This is a genomic window from Bradyrhizobium daqingense, assembly GCF_021044685.1.
Classification (GTDB): domain Bacteria; phylum Pseudomonadota; class Alphaproteobacteria; order Rhizobiales; family Xanthobacteraceae; genus Bradyrhizobium; species Bradyrhizobium daqingense.
On sequence record NZ_CP088014.1, the window covers coordinates 7,044,439 to 7,064,212 of the forward strand.

The 19,774-nt window shown below is 64.3% G+C and carries 18 protein-coding genes and 1 pseudogene; 5 read left to right on the top strand and 14 right to left on the bottom strand.

Translation table 11 applies throughout. The features are described from left to right. Positions 1–119: 119 nt before the first annotated feature. Both LPJ38_RS33685 and LPJ38_RS33690 read left to right on the top strand, forming a co-directional pair. Complete coding sequence (locus tag LPJ38_RS33685) at positions 120–623, top strand: DUF1993 domain-containing protein (RefSeq protein ID WP_145638908.1); 504 nt, start codon at positions 120–122, stop codon at positions 621–623. Positions 624–798: 175 nt separating this feature from the next. Next, positions 799–1,899: an alkene reductase gene (locus tag LPJ38_RS33690; RefSeq protein ID WP_145638910.1), complete on the top strand. Its 1,101-nt coding sequence runs from the start codon at positions 799–801 to the stop codon at positions 1,897–1,899. Positions 1,900–2,089: 190 nt separating this feature from the next. Here LPJ38_RS33690 and LPJ38_RS33695 read toward each other — a convergent pair whose 3' ends face one another. From LPJ38_RS33695 to glpD, 7 genes are all read right to left on the bottom strand, one after another. Continuing rightward, on the bottom strand, positions 2,090–3,832 hold the full coding sequence (locus LPJ38_RS33695; RefSeq protein WP_167520634.1) for an ABC transporter substrate-binding protein: 1,743 nt from the start codon (positions 3,830–3,832) through the stop codon (positions 2,090–2,092). A 129-nt stretch (positions 3,833–3,961) separates the two neighbouring features. Then, entirely contained in the window at positions 3,962–4,291 is a 330-nt protein-coding gene (locus tag LPJ38_RS33700) for a DUF2160 domain-containing protein (RefSeq protein WP_008561016.1), read from the bottom strand. Between the two features lie 9 nt (positions 4,292–4,300). Beyond that, positions 4,301–5,107 carry a carbohydrate ABC transporter permease gene (locus tag LPJ38_RS33705; RefSeq protein ID WP_008561018.1) on the bottom strand — a complete coding sequence of 269 codons (807 nt, stop codon included), beginning with the start codon at positions 5,105–5,107 and terminating at the stop codon, positions 4,301–4,303. Next, positions 5,107–6,081, bottom strand: coding sequence for a carbohydrate ABC transporter permease (locus tag LPJ38_RS33710; RefSeq protein WP_145638914.1), 975 nt, complete (start codon positions 6,079–6,081; stop codon positions 5,107–5,109). The genes LPJ38_RS33705 and LPJ38_RS33710 overlap by 1 nt, the downstream gene beginning before the upstream one ends. Then, positions 6,081–7,166 carry an ABC transporter ATP-binding protein gene (locus tag LPJ38_RS33715; protein WP_145638916.1) on the bottom strand — a complete coding sequence of 362 codons (1,086 nt, stop codon included), beginning with the start codon at positions 7,164–7,166 and terminating at the stop codon, positions 6,081–6,083. Before LPJ38_RS33715 ends, LPJ38_RS33710 begins: the two co-directional genes overlap by 1 nt. Before the next feature lie 13 nt (positions 7,167–7,179). After that, on the bottom strand, positions 7,180–8,256 hold the full coding sequence (locus LPJ38_RS33720) for an ABC transporter ATP-binding protein (RefSeq protein ID WP_145638920.1): 1,077 nt from the start codon (positions 8,254–8,256) through the stop codon (positions 7,180–7,182). Further along, the gene (gene glpD / locus LPJ38_RS33725) at positions 8,253–9,803 is read right to left on the bottom strand and encodes a glycerol-3-phosphate dehydrogenase (RefSeq protein ID WP_145638922.1); all 1,551 of its coding nucleotides are present in this window, start codon (positions 9,801–9,803) and stop codon (positions 8,253–8,255) included. Before glpD ends, LPJ38_RS33720 begins: the two co-directional genes overlap by 4 nt. Before the next feature lie 240 nt (positions 9,804–10,043). Here glpD and LPJ38_RS33730 point away from each other — a divergent pair, with 240 nt between their 5' ends. Then, complete coding sequence (locus tag LPJ38_RS33730) at positions 10,044–10,295, top strand: type II toxin-antitoxin system prevent-host-death family antitoxin (protein ID WP_145638924.1); 252 nt, start codon at positions 10,044–10,046, stop codon at positions 10,293–10,295. Continuing rightward, positions 10,295–10,711, top strand: a complete 417-nt coding sequence (locus LPJ38_RS33735; protein WP_145638926.1) for a type II toxin-antitoxin system VapC family toxin — start codon at positions 10,295–10,297, stop codon at positions 10,709–10,711. Before LPJ38_RS33730 ends, LPJ38_RS33735 begins: the two co-directional genes overlap by 1 nt. A 5-nt stretch (positions 10,712–10,716) precedes the next feature. On the opposite strand, the gene LPJ38_RS33740 is transcribed toward LPJ38_RS33735, so the two are convergent. Together LPJ38_RS33740 and LPJ38_RS33745 are read right to left on the bottom strand one after the other, a co-directional pair. Continuing rightward, positions 10,717–11,562, bottom strand: a complete 846-nt coding sequence (locus tag LPJ38_RS33740) for a DeoR/GlpR family DNA-binding transcription regulator (RefSeq protein ID WP_145638928.1) — start codon at positions 11,560–11,562, stop codon at positions 10,717–10,719. 91 nt (positions 11,563–11,653) lie between these two features. Continuing rightward, positions 11,654–12,323, bottom strand: a pseudogene (locus LPJ38_RS33745) (HAD family hydrolase). Between the two features lie 154 nt (positions 12,324–12,477). Here LPJ38_RS33745 and LPJ38_RS33750 point away from each other — a divergent pair. After that, complete coding sequence (locus LPJ38_RS33750; RefSeq protein WP_145638930.1) at positions 12,478–12,927, top strand: nuclear transport factor 2 family protein; 450 nt, start codon at positions 12,478–12,480, stop codon at positions 12,925–12,927. Positions 12,928–13,044: 117 nt separating this feature from the next. Here the strand turns inward: LPJ38_RS33750 and LPJ38_RS33755 are convergent, their stop codons facing one another. The 5 genes from LPJ38_RS33755 to LPJ38_RS33775 form a co-directional block, all read right to left on the bottom strand. Continuing rightward, positions 13,045–13,236: a hypothetical protein gene (locus LPJ38_RS33755; RefSeq protein ID WP_008568616.1), complete on the bottom strand. Its 192-nt coding sequence runs from the start codon at positions 13,234–13,236 to the stop codon at positions 13,045–13,047. 224 nt (positions 13,237–13,460) lie between these two features. After that, positions 13,461–13,871: an acyl-CoA thioesterase gene (locus LPJ38_RS33760; protein ID WP_145638932.1), complete on the bottom strand. Its 411-nt coding sequence runs from the start codon at positions 13,869–13,871 to the stop codon at positions 13,461–13,463. A 7-nt stretch (positions 13,872–13,878) separates the two neighbouring features. Next, positions 13,879–15,975: a 3-hydroxyacyl-CoA dehydrogenase NAD-binding domain-containing protein gene (locus LPJ38_RS33765; RefSeq protein ID WP_167520627.1), complete on the bottom strand. Its 2,097-nt coding sequence runs from the start codon at positions 15,973–15,975 to the stop codon at positions 13,879–13,881. 2 nt (positions 15,976–15,977) lie between these two features. Continuing rightward, positions 15,978–17,261 (bottom strand): acetyl-CoA C-acetyltransferase, encoded by a 1,284-nt coding sequence (locus tag LPJ38_RS33770; protein ID WP_145638937.1) that lies wholly within the window; start codon positions 17,259–17,261, stop codon positions 15,978–15,980. After that, positions 17,261–19,528 carry an acyl-CoA dehydrogenase gene (locus LPJ38_RS33775; RefSeq protein ID WP_167520628.1) on the bottom strand — a complete coding sequence of 756 codons (2,268 nt, stop codon included), beginning with the start codon at positions 19,526–19,528 and terminating at the stop codon, positions 17,261–17,263. Before LPJ38_RS33775 ends, LPJ38_RS33770 begins: the two co-directional genes overlap by 1 nt. Positions 19,529–19,774: the final 246 nt, after the last annotated feature.

Below are 19,774 nucleotides of genomic sequence, written 5' to 3' on the forward strand. Positions count from 1 at the left end.
AGCAAGGTAGAATTTTCGCATCGCACAAGCCACCTTCAGCGATTGTATTTTTCCATGAGCCTCCCATGTGAGTGACTCAGGTTTTCTCCTAAGATTTCCCATTCACAAGCGAGCATCACATGTCCTTTTACGACGCCGTCGTCCCCGCCTATCTGCAAATGCTGAACAGCCTCACCGGCCTGCTCACCAAGGCCGAGGCACATTGCGCGGCCAGGAAGATCGACCCGAACGTCCTGCTCGGCTCCCGCCTCTTCCCGGACATGCTGCCGCTGTCGAGGCAGGTCCAGCTCGTCAGCGATTTCGCCGCCAAGGGCTGTGCCCGGCTGACGCACAGCGAGGTGCCCTCGACGCCCGACACCGAGACCAGCTTTGCGGAATTGAAGCAGCGGCTGGCGAAGACGATCGACTATGTGAAGTCGTTCAAGCCGGAGCAGTTCGAGGGGGCCGAGAGCAAGGACGTCACCTTCCCGAGTGGACCCGATAAGACCACGACCCTGAAAGGCCAGCAATTTCTGAGCGCCTTTTCGCTGCCGAACTTCTATTTCCACGCCGCCACCGCCCACGGCATTTTGCGGCACAACGGCGTCGAGATCGGCAAGCGCGATTTCATGGGCTTGACCTGATTTGCCTATGGCAGGCCGCGCAGCGGAATTCTGCTGCCGTGGCTGAGAGTGCACATGAATTATGCTACGCGGCCGTGCCGCGTAGCATGCCTGCACTTTGAGTATGGCTCGGCCCTTGCACCTGATGTCGCGATGCACAAGTGTTCGTCACCTCTCATTGCCTGGAAGCATCCCCATGAGCCGTCCGACCAAATTGTTTGAGACCTACAAGCTCGGCCCGATCACACTGGCCAACCGCCTCGTGATGGCGCCGCTGACACGCAACCGCGCCGTGCCCGGTACGTTCGTGCCCGGTTCGCTCGCGGCGGATTATTACGGCCAACGCGCCTCCGCAGGCCTGTTGATCACCGAAGCGAGCCAGGTCTCGCAGCAGGGCCAAGGCTACCAGGACACGCCCGGCATCTATTCCAAGGATCAGGTCGCGGGCTGGCGCAAGGTCACGGACCGCGTCCATGAGCGTGGCGGCAAGATCTTCATCCAGCTCTGGCATGTCGGCCGCATCTCGCATGTCGACCTCCAGGCCAATGGCGCAGCTCCGGTGGCGCCCAGCGCGATCCGCGCCAAGGGCAAGACCTTCGTGAATGGCGGCTTCGCCGACGTCTCCGAGCCGCGCGCGCTCGAGCTCTCCGAGATCCCTGAAATCATCGACGACTTCAAGCGTGCGACGAAGAATGCGCTCGAAGCCGGCTTCGACGGAGTCGAGATTCACGGCGCCAACGGCTATCTGCTCGAGCAGTTCGCCAAGGACGGCGCCAACAAGCGCACGGACGCCTATGGCGGCTCGATCGAAAATCGCGCACGGCTGATGCTCGAGGTGTCCAAGGCCGTCGTTGCCGAGGCCGGCGCCGGCCGCACCGGCATCCGCATCTCGCCCGTGACGCCCGCCAACGACATCTCCGATTCAAACCCGCAGGCGCTGTACGACCACATCGTCGACGGCCTCAGCGCACTCAAGCTGGTGTATCTCCATGTGGTCGAGGGCGCGACCGGTGGCCCGCGCGACATCGCTCCCTTCGACTATGCCTCGCTGCGCAAGCGCTTCGCCGGCGCCTACGTCGCCAACAACGGCTACGATTTCGATCTGGCCACCAAGGTGCTGGACGCCAACGCGGCCGATCTCATCGCCTTCGGCAAGCCGTTCATCTCCAACCCCGACCTCGTCGAGCGGCTGAAGCAGGGCGCGCCGCTGAACGACTGGGACAAGACCACGTTCTACGGCGGCAGCGCGAAGGGGTACACCGACTATCCGACGCTGGCGGCCGAGCCCGCGGAGTAAGCGGCGCAAACACTCCATCCTCCGTCATTGCGAGGAGCGAAGCGACGAAGCAATCCAGACTGCCTCCGCGGAAAGGCTCTGGATTGCTTCGCTTCGCTCGCAATGACGGTGTGGTGAGCAGAGTGGTTATATAACAAAAAAAGGCCGGGATCGCTCCCGGCCCTTCGTGTCTTGATGCTCTGCGCGAGGCTTACTTCGCTTCCGCGCGCTTGGGCGGCGTGGCCGGCCACGACTTGATCAGCGTGTCGTAGTCGACGGTCTCGCCCTTCGGCTTCTCGTTGGCGAGCTTGCGCTGCGGAGCAATCGTGCCGTCCTTCTGGGCCTTGGCGAACCAGTATTCGGCCGATTCCTTCTTGTGCAGCTTGGGACCGCAGGCGCCCTGCACGCCGGACTTCTCCAGGCGCTCCATCACGGAGTCCTGAGCGGCCGCAAGGGCATCCATCGCCTGCTGCGGCGTCTTCGCACCGGACGACGCATCGCCGATGTTCTGCCACCAGAGCTGGGCGAGCTTCGGATAGTCGGGCACGTTGTTGCCGGTCGGGGTCCACTGCACGCGGGCGGGCGAGCGGTAGAACTCGACAAGACCGCCGAGCTTCGGCGCACGTTCCGTGAACGACTTGTCCCAGATGTCGGATTCACGCACGAAGGTCAGACCGACGTGGCTCTTCTTCAGCGACACCGACTTGGAGACGATGAACTGGAGATAGAGCCAGGCCGCCTTGCGGCGATCCGGCGGAGTGGACTTCAGGAGCGTGAGCGAGCCCGCGTCCTGATAGCCGAGCTTCATGCCTTCCTTCCAGTACGAGCCGTGCGGCGACGGAGCCATGCGCCATTTCGGCGTGCCGTCGGCGTTCATCACGGCGATGCCCGGCTTCACCATGTCGGCGGTGAAGGCGGTGTACCAGAACATCTGCTGGGCGATGTTACCCTGCGCCGGCACGGGGCCGGACTCGGAGAACGTCATGCCCTGCGCTTGCGGCGGCGCATACTTCTTCATCCACTCGAGATATTTCGTGATCGAGTAGACTGCGGCCGGACCGTTGGTGTCGCCACCACGCTCCACCGAAGAGCCGACCGGGCGGCAGCCTTCCATGCGGATGCCCCATTCGTCGACCGGCAGACCGTTCGGAATGCCCTTGTCACCGTTGCCGGCCATCGACAGCCAGGCGTCGGTGAAACGCCATCCGAGCGACGGGTCCTTCTTGCCATAGTCCATATGGCCGTAGACCTTGACGCCGTTGATCTCCTTGATGTCGTTGGTGAAGAACTCGGCGATGTCCTCATAGGCGGACCAGTTCACGGGCACGCCGAGCTCGTAGCCGTACTTGGCCTTGAACTTGGCCTTGTAGTCGGCATTGGTGAACCAGTCGTAGCGGAACCAATAGAGGTTCGCGAACTGCTGGTCGGGCAGCTGATAGAGCTTGCCGTCCGGCCCGGTGCCGAACGACTTGCCGATGAAGTCGTTGACGTCGAGCATGGGGTTGGTGACGTCCTTGCCCTCACCGGTCATGAAGTCCGACAGCGCGATGGTCTGGCCGTAGCGGAAATGCGTGCCGATCAGGTCGGAGTCGTTGATCCAGCCGTCATAGACGTTCTTGCCCGACTGCATCTGGGTCTGCAGCTTCTCGACGACGTCACCTTCCTGGATGAGGTCGTGCTTGAGCTTGATGCCGGTGAGCTCGGAGAACGCCTTGGCGAGCGTTTGCGCCTCGTATTCATGAGTCGTGATCGTCTCGGAGACGACGTTGATCTCCATGCCCTTGAAGGGTTCGGCGGCCTTGGCGAACCACTCCAGCTCCTTCTTCTGGTCGTCCTTCGACAGCGTCGAGGGCGTGAATTCCGCGATCCACTTCTGGATCACGGCTTCGTCGGCGGCGCGAACCGGCGCCGAGAGGGCGAGCGACACTGCAACGATCGCAGTAGCGCTGGACATGGTCAGAAAACTATTCTTGGTCAATGGACCTTTCCTTCTCCTAAACTGTCGCATGGTTTCCTCCGTTGCAGCGACAAACTTTTATACAGACCCGGATTGCTTCCGGATCTGGCCGTCCCTTCGCGAGCTTCAGACCGTGCGGAAAATGAGCACGGCCGCCACCAGCGAAATTCCACTTGCGAGCCACAGGCGCGAGATCTCGAGCCCCTCCTCGCCGATCGGCAGCGTCGCGATCGCATCGGTGCCGAAGAGGCCGATCCAGAGGAGGTGGATCACCGCCGCCGTGATCAGCGAGATGAACAGGCGATCACCGCGCGTGGTCGGAATGCGAAGCACACCGACGCGCTCGGCCTCGGGATAGACCGCCGCAAGCCACGTCATCACGGCGAGCGTGCCGGCGATCGCGGCGAAGAAGATCGCCGTCGGCAGCGTCCAGGCCATCCATGCGATGGATTCCATGAGAACCTCCTAGACCCGGCCGAGCGCAAAGCCGCTCGCGATGTAATTGCGGACGAACCAGATCACGAGCGCGCCCGGAATGATGGTGAGCACGCCGGCGGCTGCCAGCAACCCCCAATCCATGCCGGCGGCCGACACCGTACGTGTCATGATCGCCGCGATGGGCTTGGCCGACACCGAGGTCAGCGTGCGCGCGAGCAGGAGCTCGACCCAGGAGAACATGAAGCAAAAGAAGGCGGCAACGCCGATGCCACTCGCGATCAGCGGCACCAGGATCTTGATGAAGAAGCGCGGGAAGGAGTAGCCGTCGAGGAAGGCAGTCTCGTCGATCTCGCGCGGCACGCCGGAGACGAAGCCTTCGAGGATCCACACCGCGAGCGGCACGTTGAAGATGCAGTGCGCGAGCGCGACCGCCCAGGGCGTATCGAACAGGCCGATCGCCGAATAGAGGTTGAAGAACGGCAACGCATAGACCGCCGCCGGCGCCATGCGGTTCGACAGCAGCCAGAAGAACAGGTGCTTGTCGCCGAGGAAGCGGTAGCGCGAGAAAGCGTAGGCCGCCGGCAACGCCACCGAGATCGAGATGATGGTGTTGAGGACGACGTATTCCAGCGAGTTGATGTAGCCGGAGTACCAGCTCTCGTCGGTGAAGATGCGCTTGTAGTGCTGCAGCGTCGGCGTGTGCGGCCACAGCGTCATCGTCGAGACGATCTCGGCGTTGGTCTTGAAGCTCATGTTGACGAGCCAGTAGATCGGCAGCAGCAGGAAGACGAGGAATAGCCCCATGATGAGGCGGCGGCCGGGGATCGAATGCATCAGGCCACTCCTTCCTTTGGCTTGAGCGCGGGCACGGGCTTTAGCGCGGCCGCAGGCTTGGGCTCCACCGCCGGCTCGCTGTCCGTCTGGGCTTTCCGTTCGACGCCGGCATTGGTCATGACGGTGTAGAAGATCCAGCAGACGATCAGGATGATCAGATTGTAGACTAGCGACAGCGCCGCGGCCTTGCCGAGGTCGAACTGGCCGAGCGCGATCTTGACCAGCTCGATCGAGACGAAGGTCGTGGAATTGCCCGGCCCACCGCCGGTGACGACGAACGGCTCGGTGTAGATCATGAAGCTGTCCATGAAGCGCAGCAGCACCGCAATCAGCAAGACGCGATTCATCTTCGGCAGCTGGATCGCCTTGAACACGGCCCAGCGCGAGGCACCGTCGATTTGCGCCGCCTGGTAATAGGCTTCCGGAATCGACTTCAGGCCGGCATAGCACAAGAGCGCGACGAGGCTGGTCCAGTGCCAGACGTCCATCACGATCACGGTGACCCAGGCGTCGACGTCGTTGGAGACGTAATTGTAGTCGAAGCCCATGGCATTGAGGACATAGCCGAGCAGGCCGATGTCGGGCCGGCCGAAGATCTGCCAGATCGTGCCGACCACGTTCCACGGAATCAACAGCGGCAGCGCGAGGATCACGAGACAGGCGGCGACGGTCCAGCCCTGGCGCGGCATCGACAATGCGACGACGATGCCGAGCGGCACCTCGATGGCGAGGATCACCAGCGAGAAGAACAGGTTGCGCCCGAGCGAAGCAAGGAAGCGGCTGCCGAGGTCGGTCGAGGGATCCAGCAACTCCTTGAACCAGCCGACGCCGTTCCAGAAGAACTGGTTGTTGCCGAAGGTGTCCTGCATCGAATAGTTCACCACCGTCATCAGCGGCAGCACCGCCGAGAAGGCGACGACCAGGAACACCGGCAGCACCAGGAACCAGGCTTTTTGGTTGACGGTCTTGTCCATCAGGCGGCTCCCTCCACCAGAAGGCTGTCGGCATAGACGTGGACGTGCGACGGATCGAATTTCAGCCCGGCCGTGCCGTCCGCGCTGGTGAAGCCGCCAGGGGCCCGCGCCGCGAGCTTGGCGTCGCCAAGACGCGTCCGTGCGAAACGGATGCGGCCGAGATCGTCGATGCGCTCGATCTTCGCCGTCAGCAGGCCCGGCGCCGGCGCGACGGCCTCGACGAATTCGGGACGCACGCCGATCTCGATCTTCGCGCCCGCAGGCAGATTGTCATAGGCGCGGTTGAGCGCGATGACGTGACCGTCGATCCTGGCCTCGCGTCCCCTCACCTCCGCCGGCAGGATGTTCATGCCCGGCGAGCCGATGAAATAACCGACGAAGGTGTGCGCCGGCTTGTCGAACAGCTCGGCCGGCGTGCCGCTCTGCACCACCCGGCCGTCATGCATCACCACCACCGTGTCGGCAAACGTCAGTGCCTCAGTCTGGTCGTGGGTGACGTAGATCATCGTGAGGTCGAGCTCGCGATGCAGTGCCTTCAGCTTGGAGCGGAGCTGCCATTTCAGCTCGGGATCAATCACCGTCAACGGCTCGTCGAACAAAACGGCGGCGACGTCGGAGCGGACGAGGCCGCGGCCGAGCGAGATCTTCTGCTTGGCGTCCGCCGTGAGCCGCGTCGCCTGGCGATTGAGATAGGGCTCGAGATCGAGCAGGCGGCCGATCTCGGCCACGCGCTTGTCGATCTCGGCCTTCGGCACGCCGCGGTTCTTCAGCGGAAACGCCAGGTTCTCCCCGACCGTCATGGTGTCGTAGATCACCGGAAACTGGAACACCTGGGCGATGTTGCGCTTCTGCGTTGACAGCGGTGTGATGTCCTTGCCGTCGAACAGGATCTTCCCGCGCGACGGGCTGATGATGCCTGAAATGACGTTGAGCAGGGTGGTCTTGCCGCAGCCGGACGGGCCGAGCAGCGCATAGGCGCCGCCTTGGCGCCAGGTCATGGTGACGGGCTTGAGCGCAAAGCTTTCCTGCGGCGCATCGTTGCCGCCGTAGGAATGTGCGAGATCAACGAGGTCAATGCGGGCCATGGCGCATCTCCCCTTACGAACCTGGAGCGGCGACGAGGCGGTCGGCCGCGTCGAACACGAAAACATCATTCAGATCGAGCACGGCGTCGAGCGTCTGCCCGGGCTCGAACTCGTGCACGCCGTGCAGCACCGCCACCCAGTTCAATCCGTCGCGGGTCAGATGCACGAAACTCTCCGAACCGGTGATCTCCGTCACCGTTACAGTGGCGTGGAAGGCGTGACGATCGGCCTCGCCATTCGCGAGGGCGAGCTGATGCGCACGGAAACCGACGCGATAGATCCCATCGGCGAGGCCTGCATAAAGACCGGAGGACGGTGACGCGGTGCCGCCGGCATAGACGACCTGCCCGTTCTTCTTCTCGATACCGACCAGATTGAGCGGCGGATCGGAGAACACCTGCGCGACGCGCAGGGTCTGCGGCCGGCGGTAGACCTTGGCGGTCTCGCCCATTTGCAGCGCTTGGCCCTCCCACATGCACACCGTGTTGCCGCCGAGCAGAAGCGCCTCGGTCGGCTCGGTGGTGGCATAGACGAAGATCGCGCCCGAGGCCTCGAAGATGCGCGGCAGCTCGGCGCGCAGCTCCTCGCGCAGCTTGTAGTCGAGATTAGCGAGCGGCTCGTCGAGCAGCACGAGGTCGGCGCCCTTGACCAGGGCGCGCGCGATCGCGGTGCGCTGCTGCTGGCCACCGGAAAGCTGCAGCGGCGTGCGCTTCAGGAACGGCTCGAGCCGCAGCAGCTTGGCCGCCTCAGCGACACGCGCCTCGATCTCGTCGCGCGGCTTGCCCTGCACGCGCAGGGGCGAAGCGATGTTCTCGTAGACCGTGAACGAGGGGTAGTTGATGAACTGCTGATAGACCATGGCGACCGAGCGCTGGCGCACGTCGGCGCCGGTGACGTCCTTGCCATTGACCAGCACCTTGCCCGTGGTTGGCTTGTCGAGGCCTGCGAGCAGCCGCATGATCGAGGTCTTGCCCGACAGCGTCGGGCCGAGCAGCACGTTGAGGGTTCCGCTCTCCAGCGTCAGCGAGACGTCGCGGATGTGCGGGACGCCCTCGACAGTCCGGGTCACGTGATCGAGAGTCACGGTCATGAGCGTCCTCCTGCTTCCAGCAGGGGAGTTTGCTGCACGGCATGGGTCCTGATCCAGTCGTCAAGCTCGGCGATCTCGTCGGCAGATAGTCGCAGGCCGAGCTTGGACCGGCGCCAGACGACGTCCTCGGCGGTGACCGCCCATTCGTTGGCCATGAGATAGCGAACCTCGCGCTCGGTCAGCGTCGCCCCAAAGGACTGGCCGAGATCGGCCGCCGATTTGGCATCGCCCAGCAGCTTGATCGCCCGGGTGCCATAGGCACGGGCGAGGCGTCGCGCATGCTCGTGGCTGAGGAAGGGATAGCCGCGCTGCAGCTCGGCGATCAGCCCGTCGATGTCGGAGACGTTCATGTCCCCACCGGGCAGCGGCCATTTTCCGGTCCAGCCCTCGCGCGCTTTCGCGCTGCGAAGATAGGGCGCGAGCCGCTCCAGCGCCTCCTCGGCGAGGCGGCGATAGGTCGTGATCTTGCCGCCATAGATCGAGAGCAGCGGCACGCCGCCGGGCGTATCGAGCTCGAACACATAGTCGCGGGTGGCGGCCTTGGCCTCGCTGGCGCCGTCGTCATAGAGCGGACGCACCCCGGAATAGGTCCAGACCACGTCGTCCGATGTCACCGGCTTGGCCAGATATTCGCTCGCCGCGGTGCAGAGATATTGGATCTCCTCGGGAGTCGCCTTCACCTTGGCGGGGTCGCCGTCATAGTCGCGGTCGGTGGTACCGATCAGGGTGAAGTCGTCCTGGTACGGGATGACGAAGATGATGCGGCCGTCGGCGTTCTGGAACATGTAGGCGCGGTCGTGGTCGTAGAGCTTCCTGACCACGATGTGCGAGCCCTGGACCAGGCGCACCTTGGCTTTCGCATTGACGCCGGCGCCGCGGCCGAGCACGTCCTCGACCCAGGGGCCGCCGGCATTGATGAGTGCGCGCGCCTGGATCTGCGAGCGCTCGCCGGTCAGGGTGTCGACCATGCCGACCATCCAGACGCCGTTTGACTGGCGGATCTCGGTGGCGCGGGTACGGGTGCGGATCTCGGCGCCCTTGTCGGCGGCATCGCGCGCGTTGAGCACGACGAGGCGGGCGTCGTCGACGAAACAGTCGGAATATTCGAACGCGCGGCTGTAGCGATTCGGAATCAGCGGCTTGCCGACCTCGTCGCGCTTGAGATCGACCGAGCGCGTGGCGGGCAGCAGATGGCGGCCGCCGATGTGGTCATAGAGGAAGAGACCGAGGCGCAGCAGCCAGGCGGGGCGCAGGCCGGCGTGATGCGGCAAGACGAAACGCAGGGGACGGATGATGTGGGGGGCGATGCCCCAAAGGATCTCGCGCTCGATCAGCGCCTCACGAACCAGGCGGAACTCGTAATATTCGAGATAGCGCAGGCCGCCATGCACAAGCTTGGTCGACCAGGACGACGTCCCGCTCGCCAGATCGTTCATTTCGCACAGGAAGACGGTGTTGCCGCGGCCCACCGCGTCGCGCGCGATGCCGCAGCCGTTCACACCGCCTCCGATGATGGCGAGGTCGTAAATACGCTCCAACAGACGCATCCCCCGATGCCGCCCGTTCTTCGAGCGGCTACTTTCGCTTTTGATTAGATCACACCGAAAAACGAAAGCAAGACGAAAGAGAAGCGAAGGGAAGCGAAAGGAGATTAATTTTGTGGGTGGCAGGACCGGGAAATCAGCAGGATTGCGGGGAGGATCCGCAAAGGCGGAAGCGCCAAACTTGAATGTAGTAACGTGCCTACATATATTGCTGTGCAGATCGTCCCGAGCGAGGTCCAAACGATGGTGACCACCCTCACCAGCCGAGAATTCAACCACGACACCAGCGGCGCCAAGAAAGCAGCTGCACGGGGACCCGTCTTTATTACGGACCGCGGCCGGCCCGCCCATGTCCTGCTAACGATCGAAGATTATTTGCGCCTGACCGGCGGACATATGAGTCTTGCCGAAGCTCTGGCACAGCCGGGAACGGACTTCGATTTCGATCCGCCGCGCATGACCGGCGGGGTCTTCAGGCCTGCTGATCTCGATTGATGTTTCTGCTGGACACCAATGTCGTTTCCGAACTGAGGCGACCCGACAAGGCGCATCGCAATGTCGCCACCTGGGCTAATGCAATCCCCGCGGCAAGCTTCTTCATATCCGCGATCTCGATCCTCGAAATCGAACTTGGCGCGCGCCTGATCGAGCGAAAAGACAGCAAGCAAGGTGCCATCCTGCGCGCCTGGATCGACGATCACATTCTGGCTCGCTTTGAAGATCGCATCCTGCCCATCGACACCGCCGTTGCGCAGCGCTGCGCGCAACTTCACGTTCCAAACCCAAGGGCAGAACGCGACGCTCTCATCGCGGCAACCGCGCTTGTTCACGGCCTGACGATCGTCACGCGCAACTTAGGAGATTTCGAACCTACCGGCGTTGCGCTGCTCAATCCGTGGGACGATGTCTAAGAACCTTATCTCAGCCGCACCACCGGTGAAGCTTCCGGTGCCGCATCCTGGCTATCCGCCGTCGCATCGTCGATGTCGGCACCCTTCGGCAGCGCTTCCACCACCTCGATGCCCTTACTGTGGCAGATGGTGGCGAGGCGCTCGGGCAGCTCCTGGTCGGTGACGAAGGTCTGGATCTGGGTAATGTGGGCGATGCGCACCGGCGCGCTGCGGCGAAGTTTGGTGGAATCGGCAACCAGCATGACGCTGCGGGCATTGGCGATGATGGCCTGCGCGACCTGCACCTCGCGGTAGTCGAAGTCAAGCAAGGCGCCCTCCTCGTCGATCGCGGACGCGCCGATGATGGCATAGTCGACCTTGAACTGGCCGATCAGCTGCGTCGCGGTCGAGCCGACCACCGCGCCGTCGGCGCGCCGCACCGTGCCGCCGGCGACTACCACCTCGATGCGAGGATGGCGATAGAGCAGCATGGCGACGTTGAGATTGTTGGTGATGACGAGGAGATCCTCGTGCGAGGTCAGCGCACTCGCCACCTCCTCGGTCGTCGTGCCGATGTTGATGAACAGCGAGCAGCCGTTCGGGATCAGCGAGGCTGCCGCAGCGCCAATGGCCTTCTTCTCGTCGGCGGCGACGAAGCGGCGCGCCTCATAGGCGAGGTTCTCGACACCCGAGGCAATGATGGCGCCGCCATGAATGCGGGTCAACGATCTCCGCTCGCAGAGATCGTTGAGATCTTTCCGGATGGTCTGTGCCGAGACCTCGAAGCGGCGCGCGAGCTCCTCCACCATGACGCGGCCGGAGGCGCGCGCGATGTTGAGGATTTCGGCTTGGCGATGAGTCAGTCCGGTCACGGCGAAAACCTCAAATCAGAACGATGCATGGTGCGGCGGTTCGCGCGATCGGTCAATGCGGGAGACGATCACGGTTAACGGATGCGGCCGCTCACCATGCCATGGCGTCGGCAAGGCGTGTGAGCAGGTCGGGATCGTCAAAGGCGCTCGCCGAGGCAACGGCGCCGGCACCGACGAGATCCGCATGGCTGAGGCTCGTCCGGATACCGATGGTCGGAATGCCGGCTGCGACAGCCGACTGGACGCCCGAGCGTGAATCCTCGAACGCAACCGAGGCCGCAGCGCTGGCGCCGACGACGCGCAACCCTTCCTGATAAGGCAGCGGATGCGGCTTGCCGTGAGCCAGTTCGTCGCCGATCACGATGGCCTTGAACCGCTCGGTGATGCCGAGGCCCCCGAGCAGCAGCTCGGCGTTGAGGCGCGGCGCATTGGTGACGGCGACCATGGGAACGCCGGCCGCATCCGCGCGGTCAAGCACAGACATCAACCCCGGCAGCGGCTCGATCTGCCCGGTGACGAGCGTGCGGAAGATCTCTTCCTTCTCGCTGAGGATCGCGGCGCGCCGCTCCGGCGTTTCGCCCGGCAGGAAACGCTCGCCGATCGACGCATTGGCAAAGCCTTGCCCTGGAGAAGCGCACGTGATCGAACACATGGCCCCGTGGCCCCAGCACCTGGTTGAAGGCCATGAGGTGCAGCGGGTCGGTGTTGGCAAGCGTGCCGTCGATGTCGAACAACAATGCCCGGCCGATTGCTTCGATCATTTCCCTACTTTCCCAAATCCGCGACGCATCAATGCGGAAGGCGTATCAATACGCCTTCTGACACGCAATGGCGCATGCACATGACCACAATGCGACACTCGACAAAGTCGCGTGCGGCTGCAACACTCGTCGCAAGATCAAAAAGGAGGAAACGATGATCAACCGACGCGACCTGGCTCTCTCGACTCTTGCCGTCTCCGCGCTCGCTCTCACAGCACCGGCCCTCGCCGCCTCGGCAGACGAAGAGGCGGTGGCGAAAAAGGTGGAGGCCTTCCGCCTCGCCCAGATCGCGGCCGACCCGAAGGCGCTTAGCGCGCTGTGCGCGGAGGAACTGAGCTACAGCCATTCCAGCGGCAAGGTCGAGGACAAGGCGGCCTTCATCGCCAGCGCCACCGACGGCAAGTCGAAATTCCTCTCGATCGAATACAAGGATCCGACCATCAAGGTCGTCGGTCCGGCTGCGATCGTTCGCTTCCACTGGCTCGGCGAACAGGAGATGGCGGCCGATGGGAAAAAAGTATCCACCAACCTTCACATCCTGATGAACTGGCAGAAGCAGGGCGACGAGTGGAAGCTGCTCTCGCGTGCCGCGACGAAATTGTAGCAATAGTGTCAGCCCGGGACGCGCCGAAAGGCGCGGGCCCGGAATCCGTTCATCGACATTCTAAGCGGCAAAAAATTCCGACCACGCTTCGCGCGCGCCGGAATGACAGCGCGGAGCTTACGCCGCCTCCTTCACATCGCCGTTAATCAGCTTGCGCGCAGCGCGCTCGGCTTCGCGAGCGTTGCGGAAGAGCTGACCTTCGAGGCGATTGAAGCGGTGGGATGAGGCGAAGAAGCAGTAGCCTCCCTGAGAACGAACGACGATACCTGCGGTCTGCGAGTTGACTTCAATAATGTAGCTGTCCGGCATGGTCCGTGGATTCCTCAGTGCGGGCAAATAACGGTGCTCCTGCCCAAAGGTTCCCCAGGCATTTGAGGCCGTTTCCACCCCGAATCGACACGCAATTGAGTACGCCCGGACCTCATCCGTTTTATGACCCGTTCTTGGCAAAGCCGCGACGCGTTGACTCGTGCGCGCCGCGTTTGGCGTCGCTTGCCACGTTTTCGTGAGATGAGGCAGAGCGCCGCGCGCGACTACGTCGCGATCGTCGTGTCCGTCGCACGGACCGCCTGTGGGCGGCCATGCTCGTCGATCGAGACGTAGGTGAAGTTGCCGTCGGTGACGAGGAACGGATACTGCTCGCCGCGACGAAGCGCCCAGGCTTCCAGATGCACGGTGAGCGAGGTGCGGCCGACGCGCACGAGATTGGCGTAAACAGAGACGAGATCGCCGACATAGACCGCCTTGCGAAAGTTCATCGCCTCGATCGCGACCGTCACCGTGCGGGACTTCGCGACCTTCGAGGCGAATACACCGCCACCGACGTCCATCTGGCTGAGCAGCCAGCCGCCGAAGATGTCGCCGTTGGCGTTGGTGTCGGCAGGCATCGCCAGCGTGCGGATGCAGAGATCGCCGCTCGGCGCGGTCGTGGCGTGGTCGCTCATGGTTCTCTCACTTGAAACTGTGCCAGCCCGGATCGGGCGCGAAGCGATCGCCGAATCGCTCGGCCAGTCCGCGCAAAGTGGATCCGACATTTTCCACGCCGCGCGTGCGCGCATAGTTGAGCGGCCCGCCGCGGAACGGTGCATAACCGGTGCCGAAGATCATGGCGCCGTCGACCGCGTCGGCATCGTCCACGATGCCCTCGCGCAGCGCCGCGACGCAGACATTGGAGATCGGCAGCACCAGACGGTCGATCATCTGGTCCGTGACGCGCGGCCCCGTCTCGGGCAACTGCGCCTTCTCCGCCTTGCCGTCCTTCCAGGTGTAAAAGCCTTTGCCGGTCTTGCGGCCGAGCTCGCCCTTGGCGACCTTCTCCCGCAGCCAGGCCGGCGTCGGCGGCAAGAGGTCCCCGAACTTGGTGCGCAGCATGTCGCCGACGTCGAGACAGATGTCGAGCCCGACCTGGTCGGCCAGCTCGATCGGCCCCATCGGCATGCCGAACTGCTCGGCCGCGGCATCGATCAGGCGCTGGTCGATCTTCTCGTCCAGCATCACCATCGCTTCCAGCATGTACGGCGTCAGCGCGCGGTTGACGAGGAAGCCGGGCGAGCTCTTCACGGGCAGCGGCAGGCGGTCGATCGCGCCGACGAAGGCGAGCGCCTCCTTCAGCACCTCAGCGACATTGCCGTCATGACTGACGACCTCGACCAGTTGCAGCCGCGATACCGGATTGAAGAAATGCAGGCCGACCAGCCGCTCCGGCCGCGCCAGCGTCGTGCGCAGATCCTGCAGCGGGATGCTCGACGTGTTGGTGGCGAGGATCGCCCCCGGCTTCATCCGCGGCTCGACCCCAGCATAGACCTTCTGCTTCAGCTCCAGCTTCTCAGGGACCGCCTCGATGATGAGATCGGCATTACGCACGCCCTCCCCGCCCATGTCAGGGATGAGGCGATCGAGCGCATCGCGCACCTCGGTCCGCCTGCGGATGATCTTGCCGTAGAGCTCATTGGCGCGCTTGACCGCGCCCGCGATCGGCTCGGCTTTCATGTCGGCGAGCGAGACGCGCAAGCCTTGCCCCGCACACCACGCCGCGATGTCGCCGCCCATGGCGCCGGCGCCGATGACGTGGACATGCTTAATGGTGTTGCCGCTGCCGGCCGCCTTCTTCATCTGCTCGCGCAGGAAGAAGACGCGGATCAGGTTCTGCGCGGTCGGCGTCACCATCAGCTTGGCGAACGAGGCCTGCTCGGCCTTCAGCATCGCAGCCTTGCTGCCGCCGTGTGTCTCCCAGAGATCAATCAGTGCATAGGGCGCGGGATAGTGCTCGCGGGACGCAGCCTTCGCCGCCTCCGAGCGCATGCGCTTGGCGAGCAATCCACGCACCAGTCCGAGATTGGCGGCACGCGTCATCAGCCCGGGCTTGGCCCGCTTCAGGCGTCCGAACAGCGCATCCTTCACCGCACCCTGGACGTGGCGCTCCTGCGTCACGGTGTCGGCGAGGCCGAGCGATTTGGCACGGCGTGCATCAACGGTGCGGCCGGTCAGCATCAGCGCCATCGACTGGACCGGATTGACCAGCGCGGTGAAACGCGCGGTGCCGCCGAGGCCGGGATGCAGACCGAGCATCACCTCCGGGAAGCCGAAGCGCGCGCCCTCGATGGCGATGCGCGACTGGCAGGCCAGCGCGACCTCGAGCCCGCCGCCGAGGCAGAAGCCGTGGATGACCGCGACCGTCGGTAGCTTCAAGGCTTCGAGATGATCGACCACCGCATGCGCGGCACGGATCCGCGTCTCCACCATACCGGGATCGGACGCGCCGCGGAATTCGTTGACATCCGCGCCGGCGATGAAGCCGGACGGCTTTGCCGAGCGGATCACGAGGCCGGCCGGGCGCTCAGTCTCGATCGCCGCGAGTACGGCATCGAACTCCTCCATCACGTCCGAGGACAACGTGTTGGCACTGGTGTCGGCGCGGTCGAACAGCAGCCAGGCGACGCCGTCCTCATCGCGCGTCAGCTTAAAGTGCTTATAGGGGCTGTCGGGGGCGGGAGGGGGCCCGAGCGTCAGCACGCGATCGGCGAGTGCGGTCATGATCTTGGAATCCATGGTCACACCGCCTCGATCAGCATGGCGCCGCCGAGCCCGCCACCGATGCATTCGGTGGCGACGCCGCGCCGGGTGCCGAGCCGCTTCATCGCGTTGACGAGATGCAGCACGATGCGGTTGCCGGAGGTGCCGACGGGGTGACCGAGCGAGATGGCGCCGCCATCGACGTTCAGCCTCTCGCGGTCGATCTCGCCGGCCGCGCCGTCGAGCCCGAGGATCTCTCGGCAGAATTTATCGTCGTTCCACGCCGCAAGGCAGCCGAGCACCTGCGTGGCGAAAGCCTCATTCAGCTCCCAGGTCACGACCTCCTTGATGGTGAGGCCGTTGCGCGCAAGCAGCGGAGTCGTCGACATCACCGGACCCAATCCCATGATGCTGGGATCGAGCGCCGCCCAGTTGCTGTCGACGATCGCAGCCTTCGGCGTGAGCTTGTGCTTTGCGACCGCAGCGTCGGAGGCCAGGATCACCCAGGATGCGCCGTCGGTGATCTGCGAGGAATTGCCGGCGGTGACCTGCCCCCAGGGCCGCTCGAACACCGGCCGGAGCTTTGCCAGCGTCTCCGCCGTCGAGTCCGGGCGCACGCCGTCATCGTGGTCGAAGTACTTGCCATCGCGGGAGAACGCGGTCTCGACCTCGCCTTTCAGAAAACCTTCGGCTTGCGCATGCGCGAGCCGGCGATGGCTTTCGGCCGCGTAGGCATCGGATTGTGCGCGCGTGATGCCGAAGAGATGGCCGACGACCTCGGCGGTCTGCCCCATATTCAGCTCGGTGACGGGATCGGTCAGCCCGCGCTCGAGGCCGATGATCGGCTTCAGATCGCGGGGGCGCAACTTGAAGGCAGCCGCGAGCTTGGCCGCCACGCCCTTGGCGGTGGCAAGGCCGGCAAACCATCGAACGCCGGAGTTGGGCCAGACCAGCGGGGCATGGCTGAGCGCCTCGGTGCCGCCGGCAAGGATCATGTCCGCATGGCCCTCGCGGATGTAGCGGTAGGCGGTGTCGATCGACTGCATGCCGGAGCCGCAATTGATCTGGACCGTAAAGGCGACCATATCCTCGCCCATGCCGAGCCGCAGCGCGGCGACACGGGCCGGGTTCATCTCGTCGGCGATCACGTTAACGCAGCCGAGGATGACCTGGTCGAAGCTGTCAGGCGAGAACGGCTGGCGCGCCAGCAGCGGCCGGCCGCATTGCACGGCGAGATCGACCGGCGTGAACGGCCCGGGTCCTGAGCGTGCCTTCAGGAACGGCGTCCTGCTGCCGTCGACGATGAAAACCGGTCGTGCCATCAGCTCGCCGCCCTCTGTTCACCGAGTTCCTGGAAGAACTGATGCACGTCGCCGGATTTCTTGTAAATCGGGGACAGCGCCTCCGGCGCAAAATCATCGACTTCGATGACTCCAGTGACGGCTGCGCGGGCCGCCGCGAGCTGCTCGCCCTCGGCCTGCGTGATCACGCCCTTGGTCACCGCCTCCTTCCAGTCGCGCAACTGCGCAGCGCGCATGGGCTTGGTGATGGCGTCGGTGGCCGCGACCAGCTTGAACGCGCGCTCCAGCCGGGCAAAGCCGCCGTCGTCATCGAGAAGAGCGAGGTCCGGCGTAAGACGCTCGCGCGCCGCCGAGGGCTCCAGCACGATGCCGGCGCATTGATGCACGATGCGGTCGGACGGGCCGAGCACGCGGGCGCCGAACGGCTGGACGACCAGCTTGAGGAAGCCGGCAACGAAGCGGTTCGGCAGATTGGCGAGGATTTCGGCAAGCCGGTTCTCGATCGTTTTGAAGCCTGTCGCCATGCACCATTCCAGCGCGGCGAAATCCTCTTTCTGCCGCCCCTCGTCCTGCCAGCGCTTCAGTGCCGCCGAGAGCAGATAGAGCTCGGAAAGAATGTCGCCAAACCGCGCCGACAGCATCTCCCTGCGCTTGAGCGCACCGCCGAGCGTCAGCAGCGCCATGTCGGCGCAGAGCGCGAAGGCGGCGGAGTATCGCGAGAGCTGACGATAGAATGGCGTGGCATCGCCCGCGTCGGGTGCCGTTGCAAAGGCACCAAAGGTCCAGCTTCGGCCGAAGGCGCGGAACAGAGTCCGGAAGCTGTGGCCGACGTGCTTCCAGAATGCCTTGTCGAACGCGGTGAGCCCGCGCTCGCGATCGGTATCGGCGAGCGCGTTCATCTCGTCGAGCAGAAAGGGATGCGCGCGGATGGCGCCCTGCCCGAACACGATGAGATTGCGGGTCAGGATGTTGGCGCCTTCGACGGTGATGCCGACCGGCACGGCGCGATGGAGATTACCGAGATAGTTTTGCGGGCCGTCGATCACGGCCTTACCGCCATGGATGTCCATGGCATCGTCGATCGCGGTGCGCATGCGCTCGGTGGCGTGCAGCTTCATGATGCCGGAGATGACGGCAGGATGAATGCCGGCATTGAGCGCCGCGCAGGTCAGCCGCCGTGCGGCATCGAGCTGGTAGGCGGTCGCGACGATGCGCGCGAGCGGCTCCTCGACACCTTCGAACTTGGAGATGGAGATGCCGAACTGCTCGCGAATGCGGGCATAGGCGCCGGTGGTGCGCGCGGCATAGGCGGCGCCGGCCGCAGAGAGCGACGGCAGCGAGATGCCGCGGCCGGCGGCGAGCGCCGTCATCAGCATCTTCCAGCCCTGCCCCAGCCGTTCCTTGCCGCCGATGACATAATCGAGCGGAATGAAGACATCACGGCCCCAGTTTGGGCCGTTCTGGAACACCTGCATCGACGGCAGATGGCGCTGGCCGATCTCGACGCCGGGCAGATTGGTCGGGATCAGCGCGACCGTGATGCCGAGCTCTTCCTGGCCCCCCACGAGATGATCGGGATCATAGGCCTTGAAGGCGAGACCCAGCAGCGTCGCGACCGGGCCGAGCGTGATGTAACGCTTGTGCCAGTTGAGCCGGAGGCCGACGACCTCGCGGCCCTCGAACTCGCCCTTGCAGATGACGCCGGTGTCGACCATCGAGGCGGCATCTGACCCCGCCTCGGGGCTGGTGAGGCCGAAGCAGGGAATGTCGCGGCCGTCGGCGAGCCGCGGCAGCCAGCGCGCCTGCTGCTCCGTCGTGCCGAACCGCATCAGAAGCTCGCCGGGCCCGAGCGAGTTTGGCACCATCACCGTGACCGCCGCCGCGATCGAGCGCGTCGAGATCTTGCGGACGACTTCCGAATGGGCATAGGGCGAGAAGCCGAGGCCGCCGAACTCCTTCGGGATGATCATGCCGAAGAATTTCTCGCGCTTGACGAAGTGCCAGACATCCGGCGGCAGGTCGCGCCATTCCCAGAAGATCTTCCACTCGTCAAGCATGGCGCAGAGCTCGTCGACGGGGCCATTGAGGAAGGCCTGCTCCTCCTCAGTCAGCCTCGCCTGCGGCACCTTCAGAAGCTTCGACCAGTCAGGATTGCCGGTGAAGAGATCGGCATCCCACCAGACGTCACCGGCCTCCAGCGCCTCGCGCTCGGTGTCGGACATCGCCGGCAGCACGCCGCGTGCCCAGGAGAAGATCGGCTTCGTGATTTTGTCGCGGCGGAAGCTCATGGCGGACCTCATGCGTCGGCGCGGATATCTGGCATTTTAGCGGAAAGTGGCCTGGGGAAGTGAACACTTCGCCTGCAGAATGCAGCCAATTGACGCGGCCGGGCGGCCGCCCCGGGGACCATAACGGCCGGGGCGTGCGGGCAGTTCCAGGAGGGGAAAGGGGACGGATGTCGCGCCGTCATTCCGGGGCGACGCGCAAGCGTCGAGCCCGGAATCCATAACTATGATCGGGAGTATGGATTCCGG

Bases quoted from the DNA above. Each gene is read 5' to 3' on its own strand.
- LPJ38_RS33685 (WP_145638908.1), top strand. From the start codon at position 120: ATGTCCTTTTACGACGCCGTCGTCCCCGCCTATCTGCAAATGCTGAAC.
- LPJ38_RS33690 (WP_145638910.1), top strand. From the start codon at position 799: ATGAGCCGTCCGACCAAATTGTTTGAGACCTACAAGCTCGGCCCGATC.
- LPJ38_RS33695 (WP_167520634.1), bottom strand. From the start codon at position 3,832: ATGTCCAGCGCTACTGCGATCGTTGCAGTGTCGCTCGCCCTCTCGGCG.
- LPJ38_RS33700 (WP_008561016.1), bottom strand. From the start codon at position 4,291: ATGGAATCCATCGCATGGATGGCCTGGACGCTGCCGACGGCGATCTTC.
- LPJ38_RS33705 (WP_008561018.1), bottom strand. From the start codon at position 5,107: ATGCATTCGATCCCCGGCCGCCGCCTCATCATGGGGCTATTCCTCGTC.
- LPJ38_RS33710 (WP_145638914.1), bottom strand. From the start codon at position 6,081: ATGGACAAGACCGTCAACCAAAAAGCCTGGTTCCTGGTGCTGCCGGTG.
- LPJ38_RS33715 (WP_145638916.1), bottom strand. From the start codon at position 7,166: ATGGCCCGCATTGACCTCGTTGATCTCGCACATTCCTACGGCGGCAAC.
- LPJ38_RS33720 (WP_145638920.1), bottom strand. From the start codon at position 8,256: ATGACCGTGACTCTCGATCACGTGACCCGGACTGTCGAGGGCGTCCCG.
- glpD (WP_145638922.1), bottom strand. From the start codon at position 9,803: ATGCGTCTGTTGGAGCGTATTTACGACCTCGCCATCATCGGAGGCGGT.
- LPJ38_RS33730 (WP_145638924.1), top strand. From the start codon at position 10,044: ATGGTGACCACCCTCACCAGCCGAGAATTCAACCACGACACCAGCGGC.
- LPJ38_RS33735 (WP_145638926.1), top strand. From the start codon at position 10,295: ATGTTTCTGCTGGACACCAATGTCGTTTCCGAACTGAGGCGACCCGAC.
- LPJ38_RS33750 (WP_145638930.1), top strand. From the start codon at position 12,478: ATGATCAACCGACGCGACCTGGCTCTCTCGACTCTTGCCGTCTCCGCG.
- LPJ38_RS33755 (WP_008568616.1), bottom strand. From the start codon at position 13,236: ATGCCGGACAGCTACATTATTGAAGTCAACTCGCAGACCGCAGGTATC.
- LPJ38_RS33760 (WP_145638932.1), bottom strand. From the start codon at position 13,871: ATGAGCGACCACGCCACGACCGCGCCGAGCGGCGATCTCTGCATCCGC.
- LPJ38_RS33765 (WP_167520627.1), bottom strand. From the start codon at position 15,975: ATGGATTCCAAGATCATGACCGCACTCGCCGATCGCGTGCTGACGCTC.
- LPJ38_RS33770 (WP_145638937.1), bottom strand. From the start codon at position 17,261: ATGGCACGACCGGTTTTCATCGTCGACGGCAGCAGGACGCCGTTCCTG.
- LPJ38_RS33775 (WP_167520628.1), bottom strand. From the start codon at position 19,528: ATGAGCTTCCGCCGCGACAAAATCACGAAGCCGATCTTCTCCTGGGCA.